The sequence below is a fragment of the Patiriisocius hiemis genome (genome assembly GCF_031846325.1).
Lineage (GTDB): Bacteria > Bacteroidota > Bacteroidia > Flavobacteriales > Flavobacteriaceae > Patiriisocius_A > Patiriisocius_A hiemis.
This window is the reverse complement of record NZ_JAVRHZ010000005.1, coordinates 1-18833: the sequence shown is the minus strand read 5'-3', so window position 1 is coordinate 18833 and position 18833 is coordinate 1. Positions and strand designations below refer to the sequence as shown.

The window sequence follows — 18833 nt, the reverse complement described above, 5'->3', positions numbered from 1 at the left end:
GTTCTTATTTGTGTACAAAGAAGTAATTAATGAAAAAAAGTTATTTAGTCTTAATGGTAATTGGTCTCCTGCTAGCATTAGGAGTTATGTTTATTTTACGAGCTTGTAATACTGAAGTGCTAGAGTCTTTCAATACATTAAATGAAAGAATGATAGAGAATAATACCACGAGATCTATAGAAATAGATTCGTTGCAAGAAAAAGTAATATCATATTCTATTTATGCCGAAAGAATAAAAAAACTTGATAGTGCATCACAGGAGTTAACTTCCTATATAGAAGATTTAAAAAATGGTGCAACTCGGGGTTTCAATGATGACTTTAGTAAAATGGACACCTCCAATTATTTTGACACCTTATTTTTTAATGGCTCAACACTTTCAGAGGAAGGATTATTGTTTGTTGAAAATATTAAGAAGTATAAACAATCTACCAAGGAACTTAAAAAAATAAGCCCCCAAACCTATCAATTTGTCTTAAAAACCTTTGACACACGCCCTGTAAAAAATGCTTCAGGGATGGATGTAGAATGGTTAGAATATCATTTTAAAGGTTTTCCACTTATTGCTTCAATAACAAAACTTACTCAAATACAAAGCGATATATCTTTTATAAAACAAGAATTTTTGCTTGCTGCCTTAGGGTCTGATTCGTAGTTACTTAGATTAAAATTGTGTTTACGGTATCTTTTTTGATGCATTATTTATAACTGCTTCTTGAAATAATGGCAGGTATGAGTCGTTAACAAAATAGATTCAATCAATCAAAACTAACTAACAAATTGCATGAAAAATAAACTATTCCTACTACTTCTAGTAGTATGCTCTGTTTCAGTCTTTTCACAAAACAAATCATTTAAAATTTCGGGAACTGTAATTTCTGAGGTTGAAAACCAAGCTCTAGAAGCTGCCACTATTTACTTAGAAAGAGTAAAAGATAGTAGTTTGGTTACCTACACAATTTCAGATAAAGAAGGAAGGTTTTTTATGGAAGATAAAACCTATGACGATAATTTAAACATTTATATATCTTATGTAGGTTTAGCGACCTATTTTCAGAATATAAAAATTGATAAAGAAGAAATAGATTTAGGGAATATTAAATTAAAACCAGACGCCAATGCACTTGATGAGGTGGTGCTAACTTCTAGAGCACCAATTACTATAAAGAAAGATACCTTAGAGTTTAATGTTAAGTCTTTTAAAACTAAAAAAGATGCTACTGTTGAAGACTTATTAAAAAAGCTTCCGGGAGTTGAAGTAGATGCCGAAGGAAAAATTACAGTAAATGGGAAAGAAGTAAACAAAATTCTAGTAAATGGAAAGCCATTTTTTGGAAATGACCCTACCATTACTACTCGAAACCTTACCAAAGAGATTATTGAAAAAGTACAAGTGACAGATACTAAAACGGATGCCGAAGCTTTTGCGGGAGAGGATAGTGATGGTGAAAATAAAACCATTAATCTTACCATAAAAGAAGAAAACAATAAAGGTGTTTTTGGACGTGTCGCAGCAGGTGGCGGTACGGACGAACGCTACATGGGAGCAGGTCTTTTTAATAGATTTGATAACGACCAACGCATAAGTGTATTAGCTGGAGGTAATAATGTAAATGAGTCTGGGTTTAGTTTTGGAGAGATTAGAAAAATGTTTGGAGGAGCTAATAGTATTTCGGTTAGTAGTAATGGATCCTTTAATATAGACGGACGAAGTTTTGGTGGAGGTAGCGGTATAGTAACCTCAAGAAATGCGGGAGCTAATTATGCCGATAATTTTGGCGAAGGCTTAGATGTCTCTGCCGATTATTTTTACGGGGGAGGTAGTAGCGAGGATAGAACTAGTACACAGCGTGAAAACATCTTGCCAGATAGGCGCTTTTTCACCAATAGCAGCACACGTAGCACTAGTGATAGTGATAATCATAGCATTAACGCAAAGTTTGACATAAAAATTGACAGTACACTTTTAATTAATATTAGGCCTTCTGCTAGATACACAACTAACAATCGTAATTTTTCTAGAACCGAAGAATCCCTAAACGAAGAAAACACAGTTACAAACAATAGTGATACACGACAGTTTGACGAAGGAGAAAACAGAAACTTTAACAACAATCTAGATGTTACAAAAAAGTTTGGAAGCGATGGTGCTTCTTTGCGAGTTTCTATGACAAATGAATTTGAAAAACAAGAAGGCGAAGACTTTATACAATCTACAACCAATGTCTTTGGTGACAATCCAGAAACTATAGTAAGAGACCAGTTTACAGATAGCGAACAAGATTTTAGAAGTTTTTATGGAAGCGTAAATTATACACATCCTATTATTTCCAAAAAGTTATTTGTGTATTCTGAATTTAGTTATCGTAATGATGTTCGAGAAAATATAGAAAGTACTTTTGATTTTGATGAAAATACAATGGAGTATTCTTCTTTTAATTCAGACTTAAGTACCAATTTTAAATATACTAATAGCAGGATTTCTCCAAAATTAGGAGTTAGATATAGAGGTGAAAAAGCATCTATAAATATTAGTTCTACCTATGTAAAACGTACGCTTGAAAATGAAGATGCTCTAAGGCCAGAAACAACCTTTGAGCGCGATTTTGATGCCATAGAAGCTCGTGTATATGGAAACTACAGGTTTAATAAAAAAGTTTCTATGTATGTAAACTATAATATTAGTAATACACCTCCAAGTGTAACACAACTGCAACCTTTTCAAGATGTAAGTGACCCTCTTAATATTGTAACGGGTAATCCTAATTTGCGCCCTTCTAATGAACACAGAATGTATGCAGGATTTAACGCATATGACTGGCAAAAAAGAACAGGGTTTAACCTTTATATTGGTGCTAATGTGAGTTATGATAGGCCTACTTCAAAAACTGTAGTAGATGAAAACTTTGTACGAACTACTACTTTTGAAAATGTAGATGGAAATTATAACGGGTATGTTTCAGGAAGCTACAGTAAAAATATTAAACTAGATACCATTAGAAACCTAAGGTGGAGAGTGAGACTAGGAGCTAATACCAATCAATCTGTAAACTTTTTTGATGGTGAAAAATACAATTCACAAACTAACTCCTTAAACCCTAACTTACGACTTACATTTACATGGGATAAAGTTTTTGAAATCGAGCCTTCATACGGAATTAATTACTCTATTAATACTTTTGATCTAGATGCCTTTGATAATGTAGAATTTGTTACACATAACTTAGGGATTGAAACTGCTACTTTTTTACCAAAAAAGCTGGAGTGGCGTAACGACATTAATTTTAATTACAACCCCAATATTGCTTCTGTATTTCAAAGGAGTGTATGGTTCTGGAATAGTACATTGGCCTATTCAATTTTAAAAGATAAAGGTACAATTACTCTTAAAGCGTATGATATTTTAAAACAGAATAACAATGCTAGAAGGACCGCTACTCAAAACTTTATACAAGATTCTCAAAGTTTAGTATTGCAACAATATTTTATGTTAAGTTTTAGTTGGAAATTTAATAGTCTTGGTAAAAAAGGAGAAACGAGTAATAGAGGTTTCTTTTTTGATTAGTAATTACCTACCATCCTCCAGATGCACCGCCGCCGCCAAAGCCTCCGCCACCGAAGCCTCCTCCAAAACTACCTCCTCCAAAGCTCCCGCCGCCACTTGAGCCGCCAAAACCTCCTGTGCGCCCCATATTACTTAAAATAATGACATCTAGCAAACTACCACTTCCGCCACCTCCATTACGTCCACCATTTCTACTTCTTAGAATAATTATTATGATAAAGAAAATAATAACCGCAATAATAAAACCTGTACTATCTCCTTCTTTTTTAAAGGATCTATCTTCTTTATAATTGCCTGCTAGTGCGTCTATTAAAGCATTTGCTCCCTTATCCAAACCTGAGTAATAATCACCAGACTTAAAATAGGGTATCATCTCTCGGTTTATAATCTGCTCTGCCATTCTATCTGTTACAATAGTTTCAATACCATAACCTGTATTAATATCTACCATACGGTCATCTTTGGCGAGTAAGATTAAAATACCATTGTCTTTATCTGCCTGTCCAATACCCCATTTTTGACCCCACTTGGCACCTAAGAACGAGATATCTTCTCCTTTTGTAGTAGCTATAATAGCAATCACAATTTGTGTTGAGGTAGAGTCTGCGTAGTTAAGTAACTTGTTTTTTAAAGCATTTTGTTGTGATGTAGATAAAAGATTTATTTCATCATATAACGAAGTCTGCTCTTTTTTTGATGGCTTTTTGGGAATAGTATATTGCGCTCTAACAGTTTCAGAAATAAAAACAATCCCTAAAAAGAGAAGTATAATTTTTATGTACTGAAAATTTAGTTTCATATTATCCTACTGAAATGGTATCACTTAGTTCGTTGGTATCTCCTGTTCTATATGGAAAGTGTTTTTTTAATTGCTCACCAGCTTTGAGAATACCATCTACCAATCCATCTTTAATAGCTCCATTTTTGAAATGCCCTATAATAATATCTTTGGTGCTTTGCCAAAAATTGGTAGGTACTAGGTTATTAATTCCTGTGTCTCCAAGAATTACAAGCGTTCTGTCTTCTACAGCTACATAGATAAGCACTCCATTACTTTGTTTGGTGTTATCCATGTGTAAAAAATTGAAAACTTCGGCAGCGCGGTCAAAGACATCTTTATCTGTATGTGCTTCAAGGTGCACTCGTATCTCTCCGGAGGTATTTTTTTCGGCAGTTCTAATAGCTTCAACGACCGCTAGCTCTTCTTCTTGGGTTAAAAAGTCTTCAACTTTAGACATATAGTTTAGCTTCCAAAATCAAATTCTACTTCAGGAGCTTGGTCTGTTCCTTCTTCAGCTTCAAAATAGGCTTTCTTCTCAAACCCTAACATACCAGCAATTAAAGACGTAGGAAAGCTTCTAACTGAGGTATTATAAGGATTCACTACTTCATTATAGCGATTACGTTCTACATTAATTCTATTTTCGGTACGCTCTAACTCGTTAATGAGCTCTTTAAAATTCTCGTTTGCCTTTAAATCTGGATAGCGTTCAAATACTGCTAATAACCTAGCAAGTGCAGAGCTTAAGCCAGATTGTACTTCTTGAAACTGTTCTAATTGAGCCGGTGTAATGTTAGTTGGGTCTATTGTTACAGATGTAGCTTTGCTACGTGCTTCTATAACCTTGGTGAGTGTTTCTTGTTCAAATTCTGCATATCCTTTAGCAGTATTTACAATATTTGGAATTAAATCGGCACGACGTTGATAAGAACTTTCAACATTTCCCCATTGCGATGCAACGTTTTCGTCTTTACTTATTAAGCCATTATAACTAGTTATTCCCCAAAAAATTACAATAGCAAGGATGGCTAAAACGGGTATCCATTTTTTCATAATATATGTGTTTAAAGATGGTCTTTAATTTTAAGTAACTCTGCTTTTATAGTCTCTAATTTGCTAATAATTTCAAAGTTAGAAAGTGTTTTTTGTTTATTCTCTTTTAAGTGTGTTTTTGCACCTTCTAGTGTAAAACCACGCTCCTTTACTAAGTGATAAATAAGCTCTAAATTTTTAATGTCTTGAGGAGTAAACTTTCGGTTTCCTTTGGCATTCTTTTTTGGCTGTAAAACATCAAACTCTTTTTCCCAAAACCGAATTAATGACGCGTTTACATCAAATGCATCAGCAACCTCGCCAATACTATAATATCGTTTTTCAGGAAGCTCTATATGCATTAATCAAGTGATTGGTTTTCTTGTTTAGATTTTTCAAGCATATCTGCAAACTCTTCAGGAGAAAGGTTTCCATAGTAAAAGTTAATTGGGTTAATACGCTCATTATCTTTAAAAATCTCGTAATGAAGATGTGGTGCCTCAGACCTACCTGTGCTTCCTACAAAACCAATTAGGTCACCTCTTTTAACGCGCTGTCCTGAACGAACGTTGTACTTGTACAAATGTGCATACAAGCTTTCATATCCATACCCATGATCTATACGAATATGATTTCCATATCCAGATGCAGTATTGTCTGCTCTAGTTACAACGCCATCGCCAGAGGCATATACCGGCGTTCCTCGTGGCGCAGTAAAATCCATCCCGTAATGAAACTTTCTGGCTTTAGTAAATGGGTCGGTCCTGTATCCGTATCCAGATGCCATACGGGTTAAATCTTCATTTTTAACAGGTTGTATTGCTGGTATTGCAGCGAGTAATTCTTCTTTTTCTTCGGCTAGGTTTGCTATTTCGTCTAGTGAACGAGACTGTACTACAATTTGGCGTGTTAATATATCAAGACGCTTATTAGATTCTGTAATTAACTTAGAATTATCAAAACCTTCAAAAATTTTATATCTGTTTACTCCACCAAAACCTGCTTTACGTTGTTCTTCGGGAATTGGGTTAGCTTCAAAATAAACACGATATAAGTTATTATCACGTTCTGCTACTTCGGCAAGTACATTTTCTGCTTGCTCCATTTTTTTGTTCAGTAACTCAAACTGAAACTCCATATTAGCAAGTTCCCGTTTTAGTTCCTTTTCTTTAGGAGTTTCAACGTAGGGCAAATTAAGATAAACTAGCAATAATAAAAATCCACTAAGTAGCATTCCTACTAGACTTAATAGAAATATTCCAAGTTTACGCCCTTTCTTTTTCTCTATTTTTCGGTAAGAGAGCGTTTCACTATCGTAGTAATATTTAACCTTAGACATAAACTAAAAAAACTTATTTTTGCTCGTTGATAGGTAGTGTTGCATGCACAAACGTTACACAAAGATAGAAATTGTTTGTTAACCTAGCTATTTAAGCATTTTTCTGAATTAAATAGTTGCTGTAAAATGCCTAATTTATTATAATAAAAAATACTGAAGATGATTATTTTAAAGGCATTCCATCTTCTTATTTATTAAATATTTTATACGAATGAAATCTCAAGAAGTACGGTCTCAATTTTTAGAATTTTTTAAATCAAAACAGCATGATATTGTTCCATCTGCTCCAATGGTTTTAAAAGATGACCCAACGTTAATGTTTGTTAACTCTGGGATGGCGCCTTTTAAAGAGTATTTCCTGGGAAATGCACAACCTAAAAACAATCGTATTTCAGACTCACAAAAGTGTCTACGCGTAAGTGGGAAACACAACGACCTTGAAGAGGTTGGGTATGATACATACCACCACACCTTGTTTGAAATGCTTGGTAATTGGAGTTTTGGTGATTACTTTAAAAAAGAAGCGATTGCTTGGGCATGGGAGCTACTTACTGAAGTTTACAAAATAGATAAGGACATTCTATATGTTACCGTTTTTGAAGGGAGCGACGATGCCGATAATCTGGAGATGGATACAGAGGCATATGATATCTGGAAGCAATACATTGCCGAAGACCGAATTTTAAAAGGAAACAAAAAAGATAACTTCTGGGAGATGGGCGATCAAGGACCTTGTGGACCTTGTAGTGAGATACATGTGGACATTCGTTCTGCTGAAGAAAAAGCAAAAGTAGACGGGAAGTCACTTGTTAATATGGATCATCCACAAGTAGTTGAGATTTGGAATCTTGTTTTTATGCAATACAATCGTAAAGCAAATGGCTCCTTAGAAAACTTACCAAATAAACACATTGATACAGGGATGGGGTTTGAGCGCTTATGTATGGTTTTACAAGGAGTGACTTCAAATTATGACACAGATGTCTTTACCCCTTTAATAAGAGAGATTGAAACTATTACAGACAAGGATTATGGCAAAGAAGAGAAAATAGATGTTGCCATTAGAGTAATTTCAGACCACGTAAGAGCGGTTGCTTTTTCTATTGCAGATGGACAGTTGCCTAGTAATAATGGAGCAGGGTATGTAATACGTAGAATCTTGCGTCGTGCAGTACGTTATGGCTTTACTTTTCTTGATAAAAAAGAACCCTTTATATACAGGCTAGTGGACGTACTAGTTAAAAAAATGGGAGTTGCTTTTCCCGAGATTAAAGAACAAAAACAGCTTATTGAAAATGTAATTAAAGAAGAAGAAACTTCTTTTTTAAGAACTCTGGAACAAGGGTTAGTGCTTTTAGACAGAATAGTTGCTACTGCTTCTGAAAAAGAAATAGCGGGCGCAAAAGTTTTTGAATTAAAAGATACCTACGGATTTCCTGAAGACTTAACAGAGCTTATTCTAAAAGAAAAAGGATTTACCTATAATAAAGCTGCATTTCAAGAAAAGCTAGCACAACAACAAGATAGAGGTAGAGAAGCATCAGAATTAAAATCTGATGATTGGACTGTTTTAATTGAAGATGAAGAGCAAGAGTTTGTTGGGTATGATATGCTAGAAGCTCAGGTAAAAATTACCCGCTATAGGAAAGTAGTCTCCAAAAAAGATGGAGAACTATATCAGTTAGTTTTTAATCTTACTCCTTTTTATGCTGAAGGTGGAGGCCAAGTTGGTGATAAAGGATATTTAGAAGACACACATGGAGATGTAATATATATTGTAGACACCAAAAAAGAGAACAATGTAATTGTTCATTTTGCAAAAGACCTACCTAAGCATCTTAATGAAAAATTTAAAGCTACTGTTGATGCAAAGCAACGTTTTAGAACGGAATGCAACCATACAGCAACACATTTATTACACCAAGCACTACGTGAAATTTTAGGAACTCATGTCGAGCAAAAAGGGAGTGCTGTGCATTCGAAATACTTGCGCTTTGACTTCTCTCATTTCTCTAAAGTAACAGTAGATGAGTTACGAGAAGTAGAAAACTTTGTAAACAGGCGTATTGACGGAAAACTTCCTTTACAAGAGAAACGAAATATCCCAATGCAACAAGCTATTGATGAGGGAGCAATGGCATTGTTTGGAGAAAAATATGGAGATACGGTACGCTCAGTACGTTTTGGGCAGTCTATTGAATTATGCGGAGGAACTCATGTTGAAAACACAGGAGATATTTGGCACTTTAAAATTGTTTCTGAAGGCGCTGTAGCATCTGGAATAAGACGTATAGAAGCCATTACTAGTGATGCTGTAAAAGATTTTTATCATGAGAATAATAGGACTTATTTTGAAATGAAAGACCTACTTAACAATGCAAAAGAACCAGTAAAAGCATTGCAAAGCCTTCAAGATGAGAACGTAGCACTAAAAAAACAGATAGAAGGGTTACTTAAGGACAAAGCAAAAAACATTAAAGGAGATCTTAAAAATGAAATTGAGGTTATTAATGGAGTTAATTTCTTAGCAAAGGAAGTTTCGCTAGATGCCGGAGGATTAAAGGACCTTGCTTTTGAGTTAGGTGGTGAAGTAGATAATCTGTTTATTTTATTTGGAGCAAACAATGATGGCAAAGCATTACTAACTTGCTATATTTCTAAAGATCTAGCACAAGAAAAACAACTCAATGCCGGGCAAATTGTTCGTGAATTAGGCAAACACATCCAAGGTGGTGGAGGTGGCCAACCGTTTTTTGCAACAGCGGGAGGTAAAAACCCAGATGGTATTACTACCGCTCTAGAAGCTGTGAAAGACTATATTTCTTAAGCTTGAAATTACAAACTCAAATACCATTAACGCCTCAAGAAAATCAAATAGATTATTCTAGTAAGGTCTTGTTATTAGGGAGCTGTTTTACTGAAAATATAGGAACAAAATTTGGTTACTACAAGTTTGATTGTTTAGTAAATCCTTTTGGAATTATTTTTAATCCTGTTTCAATAAAGACTTTAATAGAACGAGCCCTTCAGAAAAAACAATTTTCTGAAAAAGATGTTTTTTATCATAATGAACAATGGCATTGCTTTGAAATACATTCTAAGTTAAGTAGCGATAATAAAGAGAAGTTTATAAGCGATCTTAATGCTAAACTTGACTTGCTTTTAAAGTATATAACCGAAGCTACTCACATTATTTTTACTTATGGTACTTCTTGGGTGTATAATACAAAACAGGATAACACAGTAGTTGCAAATTGCCATAAGGTTCCACAAAAGGAATTTGATAAAAAAATTCTTCCGGTTGAAGTCATATCTAATACTATTACAGGTGTTTGTAATGAGATAAAAAAAGTAAATAGTAAAACGAATTTTATTTTTACAGTATCTCCAGTACGTCACCTTAAAGATGGTTTTATTGAAAACACACAGAGTAAAGCACATCTGGTGGTTGCAATCCATAATACATTGTCTCCTCGAGAACAATCTAGAGGTTTGTACTATTTCCCTTCTTTTGAAATTATGCTCGATGAATTACGTGACTATCGTTTTTACAAGCAAGACATGTTGCATCCTAATGAAACAGCAATCACAATTATCTGGGAGCGATTTAAAAATGTCTGGGTAGCTTCAGAAACTGAAACTACACTACAAGAAGTAGCTACCATTCAAAAAGGACTATCGCATAAACCATTTAACGAGCATAGTGAAGCTCACAAAGCATTCAAGAAAAACCTTCAGATAAAAATAGAGCGATTACAAGCTCAATTTCCAAAAATTAAATTTTAATTATACGTCAATTGCCGTATTGTTGGGCGTGTATTAGTGAGGCATCTTTGTAGCATAACTAATACATAAAAATCCAACAATTATGAAAACAATTAAAAAACTAACATTTTTATTCTTCATATCTCTAGCTATTATCGCTTGTAAGAGTGATGATGATGGAGGGGATAATCCAAGTAATGGAGAAGGAAGTTTAACAGCAACAGTAGATGGTAACTCTTTTGAGTCAGATCCATCTTTAACTCAAATTCAGATATTAAACAACGGTAATGTTGTGGCTATAACAGGCCCAAAAGCTCAGGAAACAATTCAATTTAATATAAATGGATATTCTGGAGTTGGAACGTATAATATGTCGCCAAGCAATGTAGCTTCTTATGGAATAGTTACAGACCCAAATGACCCACAAGGATCTGCAGTAGCTTATGTTTCTATCTCTGATGGTGAGTTAAATATCTCTGAGGATACGGGTAGCAATATGAAGGGTACTTTCTCTTTTGTAGGAACTAATGCTGAAGATCCTTCAGATACAGTAACTGTAACTAACGGAGCTTTTAATATCGATTATTAAACTAATTAACCACATTAAAAAAAATCTCAAGTGTTGAGGTTTTTACGTGGAGCCGGGAGCGAGTCATTATGGCTTTCTTCCGGTTTTTTACATTCCTGCGAAGGCAAGATTCTTTTTTAAAAGGTATAACCTCTTTCAATTTTAAAACATAGAATTTCAACAATATACGTCAATTGCCGTATTGATATGAGCGTATTCATTTTTCACCTTTACCATATCAAATTAAAAACCACGATTATGAAGATTTCAAACACAATTAGATTGCTTGTATGTACTTTATTAGTAACAGTAGCAGTACAAGCTCAAAAAGCAGAAACGCCAGATTGGCGATATGATGTAGGTGCCAAGATAAACGACATGACACTCACTCAAGGAGGGACTATGGTTGTTGCCACCAATGATGGGTTGGTAGGTATTAAGCCAGGAAGCAACGAACTGTTATTCAACTTTACTGAATATGGCCGAGTAAAACCAGAAGAGTTAACTTTTGTTCCAGCAGCTCCTTATGTAATTGTTGCACAAGGAGGTTTTGCAAATTTATCATCTAAAAAGACTGTAATAGACTATATCTCAGGTAAAGTTTTATTTAGTACTGAAGGTAATGATTGGAAAATAGTATCTACACTAGACGTAGCTATGCCACAAAACAAATTAATAGTAAGCGGGTTACGAAAAGATGGTGATATGGCTGAAAAGAATACACAACGAGTAGCTATTTATGATTTAAATACTGGAAAAGAAGATTTTTCATTCTTCTTAAATGAGCCTGGAAAAACTTCCATGAAACATTTTGCGGTTACTGGTACTCCATTATTATTAAAAGACAAAGTATTGGTGCCAACTTCTCAAGGAATTATGGCAAAAAAACCAACCGGAGAAACGTTGTGGGAAAGTAAGATTAAAAATGTGAATTGGATGGTTGCGAATGAAAGTGAAACAGATATTTATGCTTTTGATGTAAATGATAATAAAACAAATACTAAGATTTATAAAGTAGGTACTGCTGGACAAGAACTTTGGACAGATGAGGCAAAAGTAAAAGGTATCGTAACAAACTTCCAGATATTACCACAAGGGCTTGCCGTAGTTAGTAATACATATAATGAAGGAAAAAGTATTCTTGCTGGAAAATCTGAGTCTAAAATAGCTATGCTAGGAGCCGCTAATGGAGAGGATTTATGGGGTAAAGCTCCAAAGACAAAAGGGTACGTACAGCATTTTTATATTATGGAAGATGGGATTCTCTTCGGAATACAACAAGGGGGAATCAATAAGGTTTCTTACGACGGAAAAACACTATTTAAGAAGCCTTTAAAAACGGGAGAGAATATTTTAACAATGGCCGAAACACCTCAAGGATTAATTTATATTACTTCTTCAGATGCAAATATTGTAGACTTAAAGACTGGTGATCAAGTTTGGAAAAAACCATTAAAATACAAACGTGCAAATGCAGTAAGCTCTGCTTATGATAGTAAAAATAGTAGATACTTAATTAGTGCAGATGATGAGTTGTTTTCTATCGATGCTAATTCTGGTGATGTATCTACTCTTGCAGAGTCAAAATTTGACGGTAAAGAAGATCCAACTGGAGTTGAGGTACGCGATGGAGGTATCTTACTTACTAGTGACCAAAATATGATGTTATTAGATTGGGAGGGAAGTAAGAATTGGCATGAGTATTATAGAGCGCCAGGTAAAAGTGCTTTAGGAGCGATTATAGCTGGTGTTACAGCGGTTGCAACGGCTGCTACTGCAGTAGCGTCTTATAATGCAGCAAACCAAAATAGAAATAAACTAGGACAGTATACAGATAGAGGACAACGTTACGCAGATCTAGGTGATGGTATGGCAGCTGCAAGTGGTGCTTCTGTTGCAGAGATGCTTAAACGATTTAAAGCAACAGCTGCTACTCAAGATGCTCAATTTATTTTAACAAAATTAGATGAAGGAGTAGGTCTTGTTAAATTAAATAAGGATACTGGTGCAAAAGAAAAAGAAATAATATTGAAAGATAAAAAGCCAGTATATGAGGTAGACGACTTTGGAGGGATTTTATACTATCAAGCAGATAACAATTCAATTTTTGCATACGATTTAAAGAAGTAAATTAACTAACCAAGTTATTTACGTTGGTTATAAGTTGAGGAGTTTATAGCCCTATAGAGCCCCATAATTGGGGCTCTATAAATTATAAAATTATGGTACAGAACATTTTTTCTTTTACAAAATATAATTACTTAATTTGGGTAAATGCTGCGTTCTTAATTGTATTATTATTGCTAGATAAAGCAGATGCACTAACTATAGTTTTTGCCTATTTTCTTGAAACAATAATCATTGGGATACTTCATGTTATTAAACTTTGGTTATGTGTAAAGTATGGTAAGTCAGATTCTTCAGAAAACCAAAATGGTGTTTCGGGATATGGTATAATACCATTCTTTATGATTCATTATGGAATGTTTGTAGCCATACAATCCATTTTTGCTTTTAGCTTTTTTGATAGTAAAATTCCAGAAATTAAAAGCGGATTTAATTTAATTGAAAACTACAGTTATTTGCTATCTCAAGAAGGAATACAAATTATTGTTGCTTCACTTTTCATTACCAATCTAAGCTACTTTTACAATAACTTTTTAATTCATAAAAAGTATCAAGATTACAAGCCTTCGTCTTTACTGTTTAAACCTTACGGTAGAATTTTTATACAACAATTTGTTGTGATTTTAGCTGGTTTCTTTTTTGTGCTTACTGCCGCAGATATGGCAGCTGCCATATTATTAATAGGCTTTAGACTCATTATTGACTTGTCTATAGTTTCAATTAGAAAAGATTCAAAACCCTTTGAATCTTTCGTTAAAAAACATTCTAATTCTTATGAGCATTATTTAAAAATGAAAGAAGAATACCAGAAATATTCAGAATGAAAAATACCAGAATAAAGGGATGTTTTGTGTCTCTCCATAGTGTACATTTATAGTAAATAATAAGAATACGACAATTGCCCTATGTTTTTACACGGGACTATAATTTAATTTTACAACTAACTTAAATACCTCATTATGAAAAATTTACTAGTATTAGTATTTACTCTTTTTCTACTTTCTTGCTCTAATTATGGAGACAAAGTGGTATACGACGGAACAGAAATTTATTATAAAGACAATGTGTTACAAGAAAAGGCAGACCAAGTTGGTGCCTATCTTGAAGAAATAGAATTTACAGATGGTACACCAAAATCTGTCCAAATAACTAAGGATAGTGTTTATAATTTTAGAATGGTTATCCAGAAAGGTTTAGAGAATGATGAGAGTATGGAAATGAGCTTCAAAGCATTAGGATTTTTATTATCTAAAGAAGTTTTTGATGGAGCACCTTTAAACTATCAATTATGCGATAACACATTTACTACTTTAAAAACAATACCTATTGAAGGAGCTTCAGAATTTGAAGAGTAATTCAATAAAAAAATAACACGAAAAACTTACATTATGAGAGTACTATTATTAATATTCTGTCTTGCTATATTTAGTAATACAATGGGACAAGTTCCAGCACCTCCTGTTGTAAATAAGCCAACAAATACTACACCTGTATCTGGAACCCTAAAATGGAAAAAAGTAGGTGTTGCAAACTATGAGCTTACCAATGAAAATGGAACTAAACTTACAAATGTTCAAAAATTAAGTAGGTTAAATTCAGACTCAATACCCTATCTAGATAAAAGCTCTAGAAAAGTATATCTTTTACCAGATGCACACAATACTTCAGTAGGAACAACGGGGAATGTTGTTAAAATTTATGAAAACTTACCAAAGGATTTTGTTTTGTCTAACAGGTATAGAGTTGCGTCTTACATAAATGATAATTATGAATCTGGAGACTTTGTAAGAGTAAAGAACGACTATATAAAATTTGTCCCAGCTCTTAACGAAAGTTATACTCTTAAAAATGCTTATAGAACAACTGCAGATTGGCATTTTGGACAAGTAAATAAGCTAGATGCTACATACGATAATTCTTATTGGTTAAAAACTGAAGGGACTAAATATATTTTTATAAAGGAAGGAAATACAATAGACTACTCTACAGTAACTACAAAATCTAGTGGGGACGACTTAATTGTTAACATAAATAATACTCCTACCTATATTTTAAAAGGATTTTATACTATAGCTAGTTATACAATAAAACCTGCTCTTAAATACGATGCTAGTTTAGTAAATACAAAACCTAGCGCAAGCAATTCTGGTTGTGTAAAAGGAGACTGTATAAACGGATGGGGAAAATATAACTATGAAAATGGATATTATGATGGTTTTTGGAGTAATGGTAAGAAAAATGGTTATGGCGCTTATATATGGGATGGATCTGGTCGTTATGTGGGTAATTGGGAAAATGATACTATGGACGGATATGGAGTTTACTATGGCGATGATAAGACATATCAATATGGAGAGTGGGAAAACGGAAAATTAAATGGTTTAGGGTATACTTATACTAACGAAGAGTGGAAAAGAGGGTTGTATAAAGACGGAGAGCTTTCAGTAGCTTATGAGTTTTTTAAAAATAATAAAGAAACAGGTTGTGTGAGTGGAGACTGCCAAAATAAATTTGGTTATATGGTTTGGGAAAATGGAGACAGCTTTGTTGGATTCTTTAAAGATGGAAGGTTATATATGGGAGAATATGTGTTTGCCAACGATGACAATTACAAAGGATACTTTAATGCTCAAAATGAGTTTGATAATATGGGAGTATTTAGCTTTGTAGATAAAAGTATCTATAATGGGCGATGGACAAATGGAAAATATGATGGTAAAGGTTATTACCATGATAAGGATGGTGTACAGCAAATAGGAATCTGGAAAGATGGCGTTTTAGTAACTCCTATGAAATAATTACTTGATACACTTCTGAAGAAAATACGGCAACTGCCGTATTTTTTTTTGCTTTATGTTTTCCCACTTTTGATATACGTAAAAAACCAAACTATTATGAAGACTTTAAAAAATTTAATAACACTAGTTATTTTTATAACAAGCACGACACTTGGTTATTCTCAATATAAGGTAGACTTCAAAAAAGCACCTTTAAATCCAATCCCAGAAAAATATACTAAAGCACATTGGGGTTATAAAGGAGATATTAAAAAAATGCATCTAAAAGATTTTATGGGTGAAGACACCCAAGAGTTTAATACAAGTGGATATTTAGTTAATGAAGATAATGCCATTACTGGTAAAAAAATCTTTAACTATGATAGTTCAAATAGATTAAACTCTTTAACTGTTACCTATAAAGGAGGAACAAGTTATACGTGCAATTTTAAATATGATAATGATAAAATAATTTCTAGAGTTTATAATGATGGAAGTGGGACTAAATTTATTTATGATAGTAAAGGGCTTTGGGTAGAATCTATAGATCATAAGACAAACAATCTAAAAGAAAAATTTACCTATGATAATTTAGGCAGAATTATTAAAAGAGAAACTTATAACTATAACGCTAATACATTGTCTTCTACCCAAGATTTTAAGTATCAGACTATTGGAAATAATCTCAAAGTAGATAAAACTACGCTCTACACTTCAGATAATAAAACATTTAATAGTACTATGTATTATGATTCTAATGGCGTACAAATAACCAATACTGGTAATGGGTCTGTTAAGTACGACTCTAAAGGAAATTATTTTCAAAAGATAAATGATAATGGAAAGTTCTATGGAGAGCGTACTTTGTATTATTATGATGGTACAATTTCTAATAAGGAGGCAACCATAGAGCGTAAGCCTGGTAGTGTACAAAAACCTGGACAACCTAGAAACAATACGGTTGTTACAGGATGTGCCTATGGTGATTGTAATAATGGTTGGGGTAAAAAAACTTATGAAGGTGGAAGCTATACAGGGTTTTGGGAGAATGGAAAGAAGAAAGGATATGGAGTATATGTATGGACCGGAAATGGAAAATATATTGGCGCATGGGATAATGATGTAATGAGTGGTTATGGAGTTTATTTTTCTGAAGACTCAAAAACACAAGTTTCTGGTAATTATTCAAATGGAAAATTAAATGGTATAGGGAAAGAACTTAAAAACGGGGTGTTTAAGAGAGGGGTTTATAAAAATGGAAGCTTAGTAACAGCCTATAATTTCTTCAATAATTCTGCGGTTACAAAAGGATGTACTATTGGTGATTGTACTAATAAATTTGGTAAGTACGAGTGGGATAATGGAGATACATATATAGGTTTTTTTGAAAATGGAAACTTAAAAATGGGAATTTACACCTTTGCTAATGGTGATAAGTATGAAGGTGGCTTTAATTCACAAAATCAATACAACGGTATGGGTCGGTTTTTCTTTAAAAATGGAGACTATTATGGAGGTTTCTGGAAAAATGGACAGTATCATGGTAGAGGGTACCTTCAAGGTAAAACACTTGCAGATGATAAAGTAGGAGAATGGAGTAATGGAAACTTCATAAAGTCACTATAATAACTCACATAGAATGCACAAATAAGACATGGTATAAAAGATCATGTCTTATTTATGTAAATTAGTAGTTATTAACTAACTAATTATGAAGAAAATTCTCCTCGTTTTCGTACTTACATTCTCTTTTTTTTATTCTGTCTCGCAACAATCAATCCAACAGCAGATTGATAGCATGCTAATAGTTGCCGAAAAAGTAGATGATTCTACTAGATTAGCAATACTCAATAGAGTTGGGTTTCATTATGTTTTTAATGATTTGCCAAAAGCACAATACTACATTAATAAAGGCCTAAAAGAAGCCCAGCAAAAAAACATAGTTTATTGGGAAGCAGCAATGAATAGTACGTATGGTATATATATGGATATATCTGGCGTCTCAGACTCTGCAAAATATTACTTTGAGAAATCACTTGATATTGCTACAAAAAATAACATTAAAACTGTAGAGGCCAATGTAACTAATAATCTTGGGATGTATCATTGGAATAAGAAGGAGTATGAAGATGCGTTAAAATACTTTTTCTCTTCGTTAGAAAAAGATAGAAAAAATGGAATTAGAAAAGAACTAACCTCATCATTAAGTAATATTGGCCTAATTTATCAAGAAATGGGCTTGTATGAAAAAGCTCTAAAATATCATGAAGATGCACTAACCATTAGAAGAGAGGAAGGGCTTAAAAATGAAATTCCAATTTCTTTAAATAATATAGCAGAGATTCTAAAAGCAAAAAATAATTTTAAAGATGCTCTTTTGTATGTTGAAGAGTCGCTTATAGTTTCTGAAAAACAAAAAGTAACCAGAGAATATCTTACTGCTCTTAATATAAAAGGAGATATCTTAAAACAAAAAAACAATCATAAAGAAGCAATATTAACCTTTGAAGAAGCTATAGAGAAAAGAAACCAACTTAATATTGATAGAAAAGCAAATCTAGATAATATTGAGAGTTTACTTGAAATTTATTTAGAGAATAAAGATTTAAAAAATGCATCAACATATATTAAAGCTGGTGAAAAATTGATTGATGAATTTCCAGAACTAGAAAACGCGAGTTTTAACTTTTATAAACTTGCTGCAACAACAAATTATAAATCTGGTAATGCTGAGGAAGGAGCTGCTTTTTTTGAGAAAGCTTTTGCTGCTAAAGACAGTATTTTTTCTTCTAAAAATGCTGAGAGTATTGCAACTCTTGAAACAAAATTTAAATTATCTGAAAAAGAGAATAAAATTTTACAGCAAAGAGCTCAAATC

The 18833-nt window shown here is 33.3% G+C and carries 16 protein-coding genes; 11 read left to right on the top strand and 5 right to left on the bottom strand.

What is annotated here, in order from left to right; all coding sequences use genetic code 11:
• Window positions 1-29 precede the first annotated feature (29 nt).
• Both RM538_RS08975 and RM538_RS08970 read left to right on the top strand, forming a co-directional pair.
• On the top strand, window positions 30-656 hold the full coding sequence (locus tag RM538_RS08975; RefSeq protein WP_311333090.1) for a hypothetical protein: 627 nt from the start codon (window positions 30-32) through the stop codon (window positions 654-656).
• Between the two features lie 129 nt (window positions 657-785).
• Entirely contained in the window at window positions 786-3566 is a 2781-nt protein-coding gene (locus tag RM538_RS08970; protein WP_311333089.1) for an outer membrane beta-barrel protein, read from the top strand.
• A gap of 7 nt (window positions 3567-3573) precedes the next feature.
• Here RM538_RS08970 and RM538_RS08965 read toward each other — a convergent pair whose 3' ends face one another.
• Genes RM538_RS08965 through RM538_RS08945 form a run of 5 tightly spaced genes read right to left on the bottom strand, consistent with a single transcriptional unit; the run spans window position 3574 to window position 6718 of the window.
• Window positions 3574-4365, bottom strand: coding sequence for a TPM domain-containing protein (locus tag RM538_RS08965; RefSeq protein WP_311333088.1), 792 nt, complete (start codon window positions 4363-4365; stop codon window positions 3574-3576).
• Between the two features lies 1 nt (window position 4366).
• On the bottom strand, window positions 4367-4804 hold the full coding sequence (locus tag RM538_RS08960) for a TPM domain-containing protein (RefSeq protein WP_311333087.1): 438 nt from the start codon (window positions 4802-4804) through the stop codon (window positions 4367-4369).
• 5 nt (window positions 4805-4809) lie between these two features.
• Window positions 4810-5400 (bottom strand): LemA family protein, encoded by a 591-nt coding sequence (locus RM538_RS08955; protein ID WP_311333086.1) that lies wholly within the window; start codon window positions 5398-5400, stop codon window positions 4810-4812.
• An 11-nt stretch (window positions 5401-5411) separates the two neighbouring features.
• Entirely contained in the window at window positions 5412-5741 is a 330-nt protein-coding gene (locus RM538_RS08950) for a MerR family transcriptional regulator (RefSeq protein WP_311333085.1), read from the bottom strand.
• Entirely contained in the window at window positions 5741-6718 is a 978-nt protein-coding gene (locus RM538_RS08945; protein ID WP_311333084.1) for a M23 family metallopeptidase, read from the bottom strand. Before RM538_RS08945 ends, RM538_RS08950 begins: the two co-directional genes overlap by 1 nt.
• A 211-nt stretch (window positions 6719-6929) precedes the next feature.
• Here RM538_RS08945 and alaS point away from each other — a divergent pair, with 211 nt between their 5' ends.
• From alaS to RM538_RS08900, 9 genes are all read left to right on the top strand, one after another.
• Entirely contained in the window at window positions 6930-9545 is a 2616-nt protein-coding gene (gene alaS / locus RM538_RS08940; protein WP_311333083.1) for an alanine--tRNA ligase, read from the top strand.
• Between the two features lie 2 nt (window positions 9546-9547).
• Window positions 9548-10504: a GSCFA domain-containing protein gene (locus tag RM538_RS08935; RefSeq protein WP_311333082.1), complete on the top strand. Its 957-nt coding sequence runs from the start codon at window positions 9548-9550 to the stop codon at window positions 10502-10504.
• A gap of 82 nt (window positions 10505-10586) precedes the next feature.
• Window positions 10587-11072: a DUF6252 domain-containing protein gene (locus RM538_RS08930; protein ID WP_311333081.1), complete on the top strand. Its 486-nt coding sequence runs from the start codon at window positions 10587-10589 to the stop codon at window positions 11070-11072.
• Between the two features lie 237 nt (window positions 11073-11309).
• On the top strand, window positions 11310-13181 hold the full coding sequence (locus RM538_RS08925) for an outer membrane protein assembly factor BamB family protein (RefSeq protein ID WP_311333080.1): 1872 nt from the start codon (window positions 11310-11312) through the stop codon (window positions 13179-13181).
• 92 nt (window positions 13182-13273) lie between these two features.
• Window positions 13274-14002: a DUF6498-containing protein gene (locus tag RM538_RS08920; protein ID WP_311333079.1), complete on the top strand. Its 729-nt coding sequence runs from the start codon at window positions 13274-13276 to the stop codon at window positions 14000-14002.
• A 135-nt stretch (window positions 14003-14137) separates the two neighbouring features.
• The gene (locus RM538_RS08915; RefSeq protein ID WP_311333078.1) at window positions 14138-14533 is read left to right on the top strand and encodes a hypothetical protein; all 396 of its coding nucleotides are present in this window, start codon (window positions 14138-14140) and stop codon (window positions 14531-14533) included.
• A 33-nt stretch (window positions 14534-14566) separates the two neighbouring features.
• The gene (locus tag RM538_RS08910) at window positions 14567-15976 is read left to right on the top strand and encodes an MORN repeat-containing protein (protein ID WP_311333077.1); all 1410 of its coding nucleotides are present in this window, start codon (window positions 14567-14569) and stop codon (window positions 15974-15976) included.
• 96 nt (window positions 15977-16072) lie between these two features.
• The gene (locus RM538_RS08905; RefSeq protein ID WP_311333076.1) at window positions 16073-17581 is read left to right on the top strand and encodes an MORN repeat-containing protein; all 1509 of its coding nucleotides are present in this window, start codon (window positions 16073-16075) and stop codon (window positions 17579-17581) included.
• 85 nt (window positions 17582-17666) lie between these two features.
• Window positions 17667-18833 (top strand): tetratricopeptide repeat protein (locus RM538_RS08900; protein WP_311333075.1); only part of this gene is annotated, 1167 nt, incomplete at its 3' end.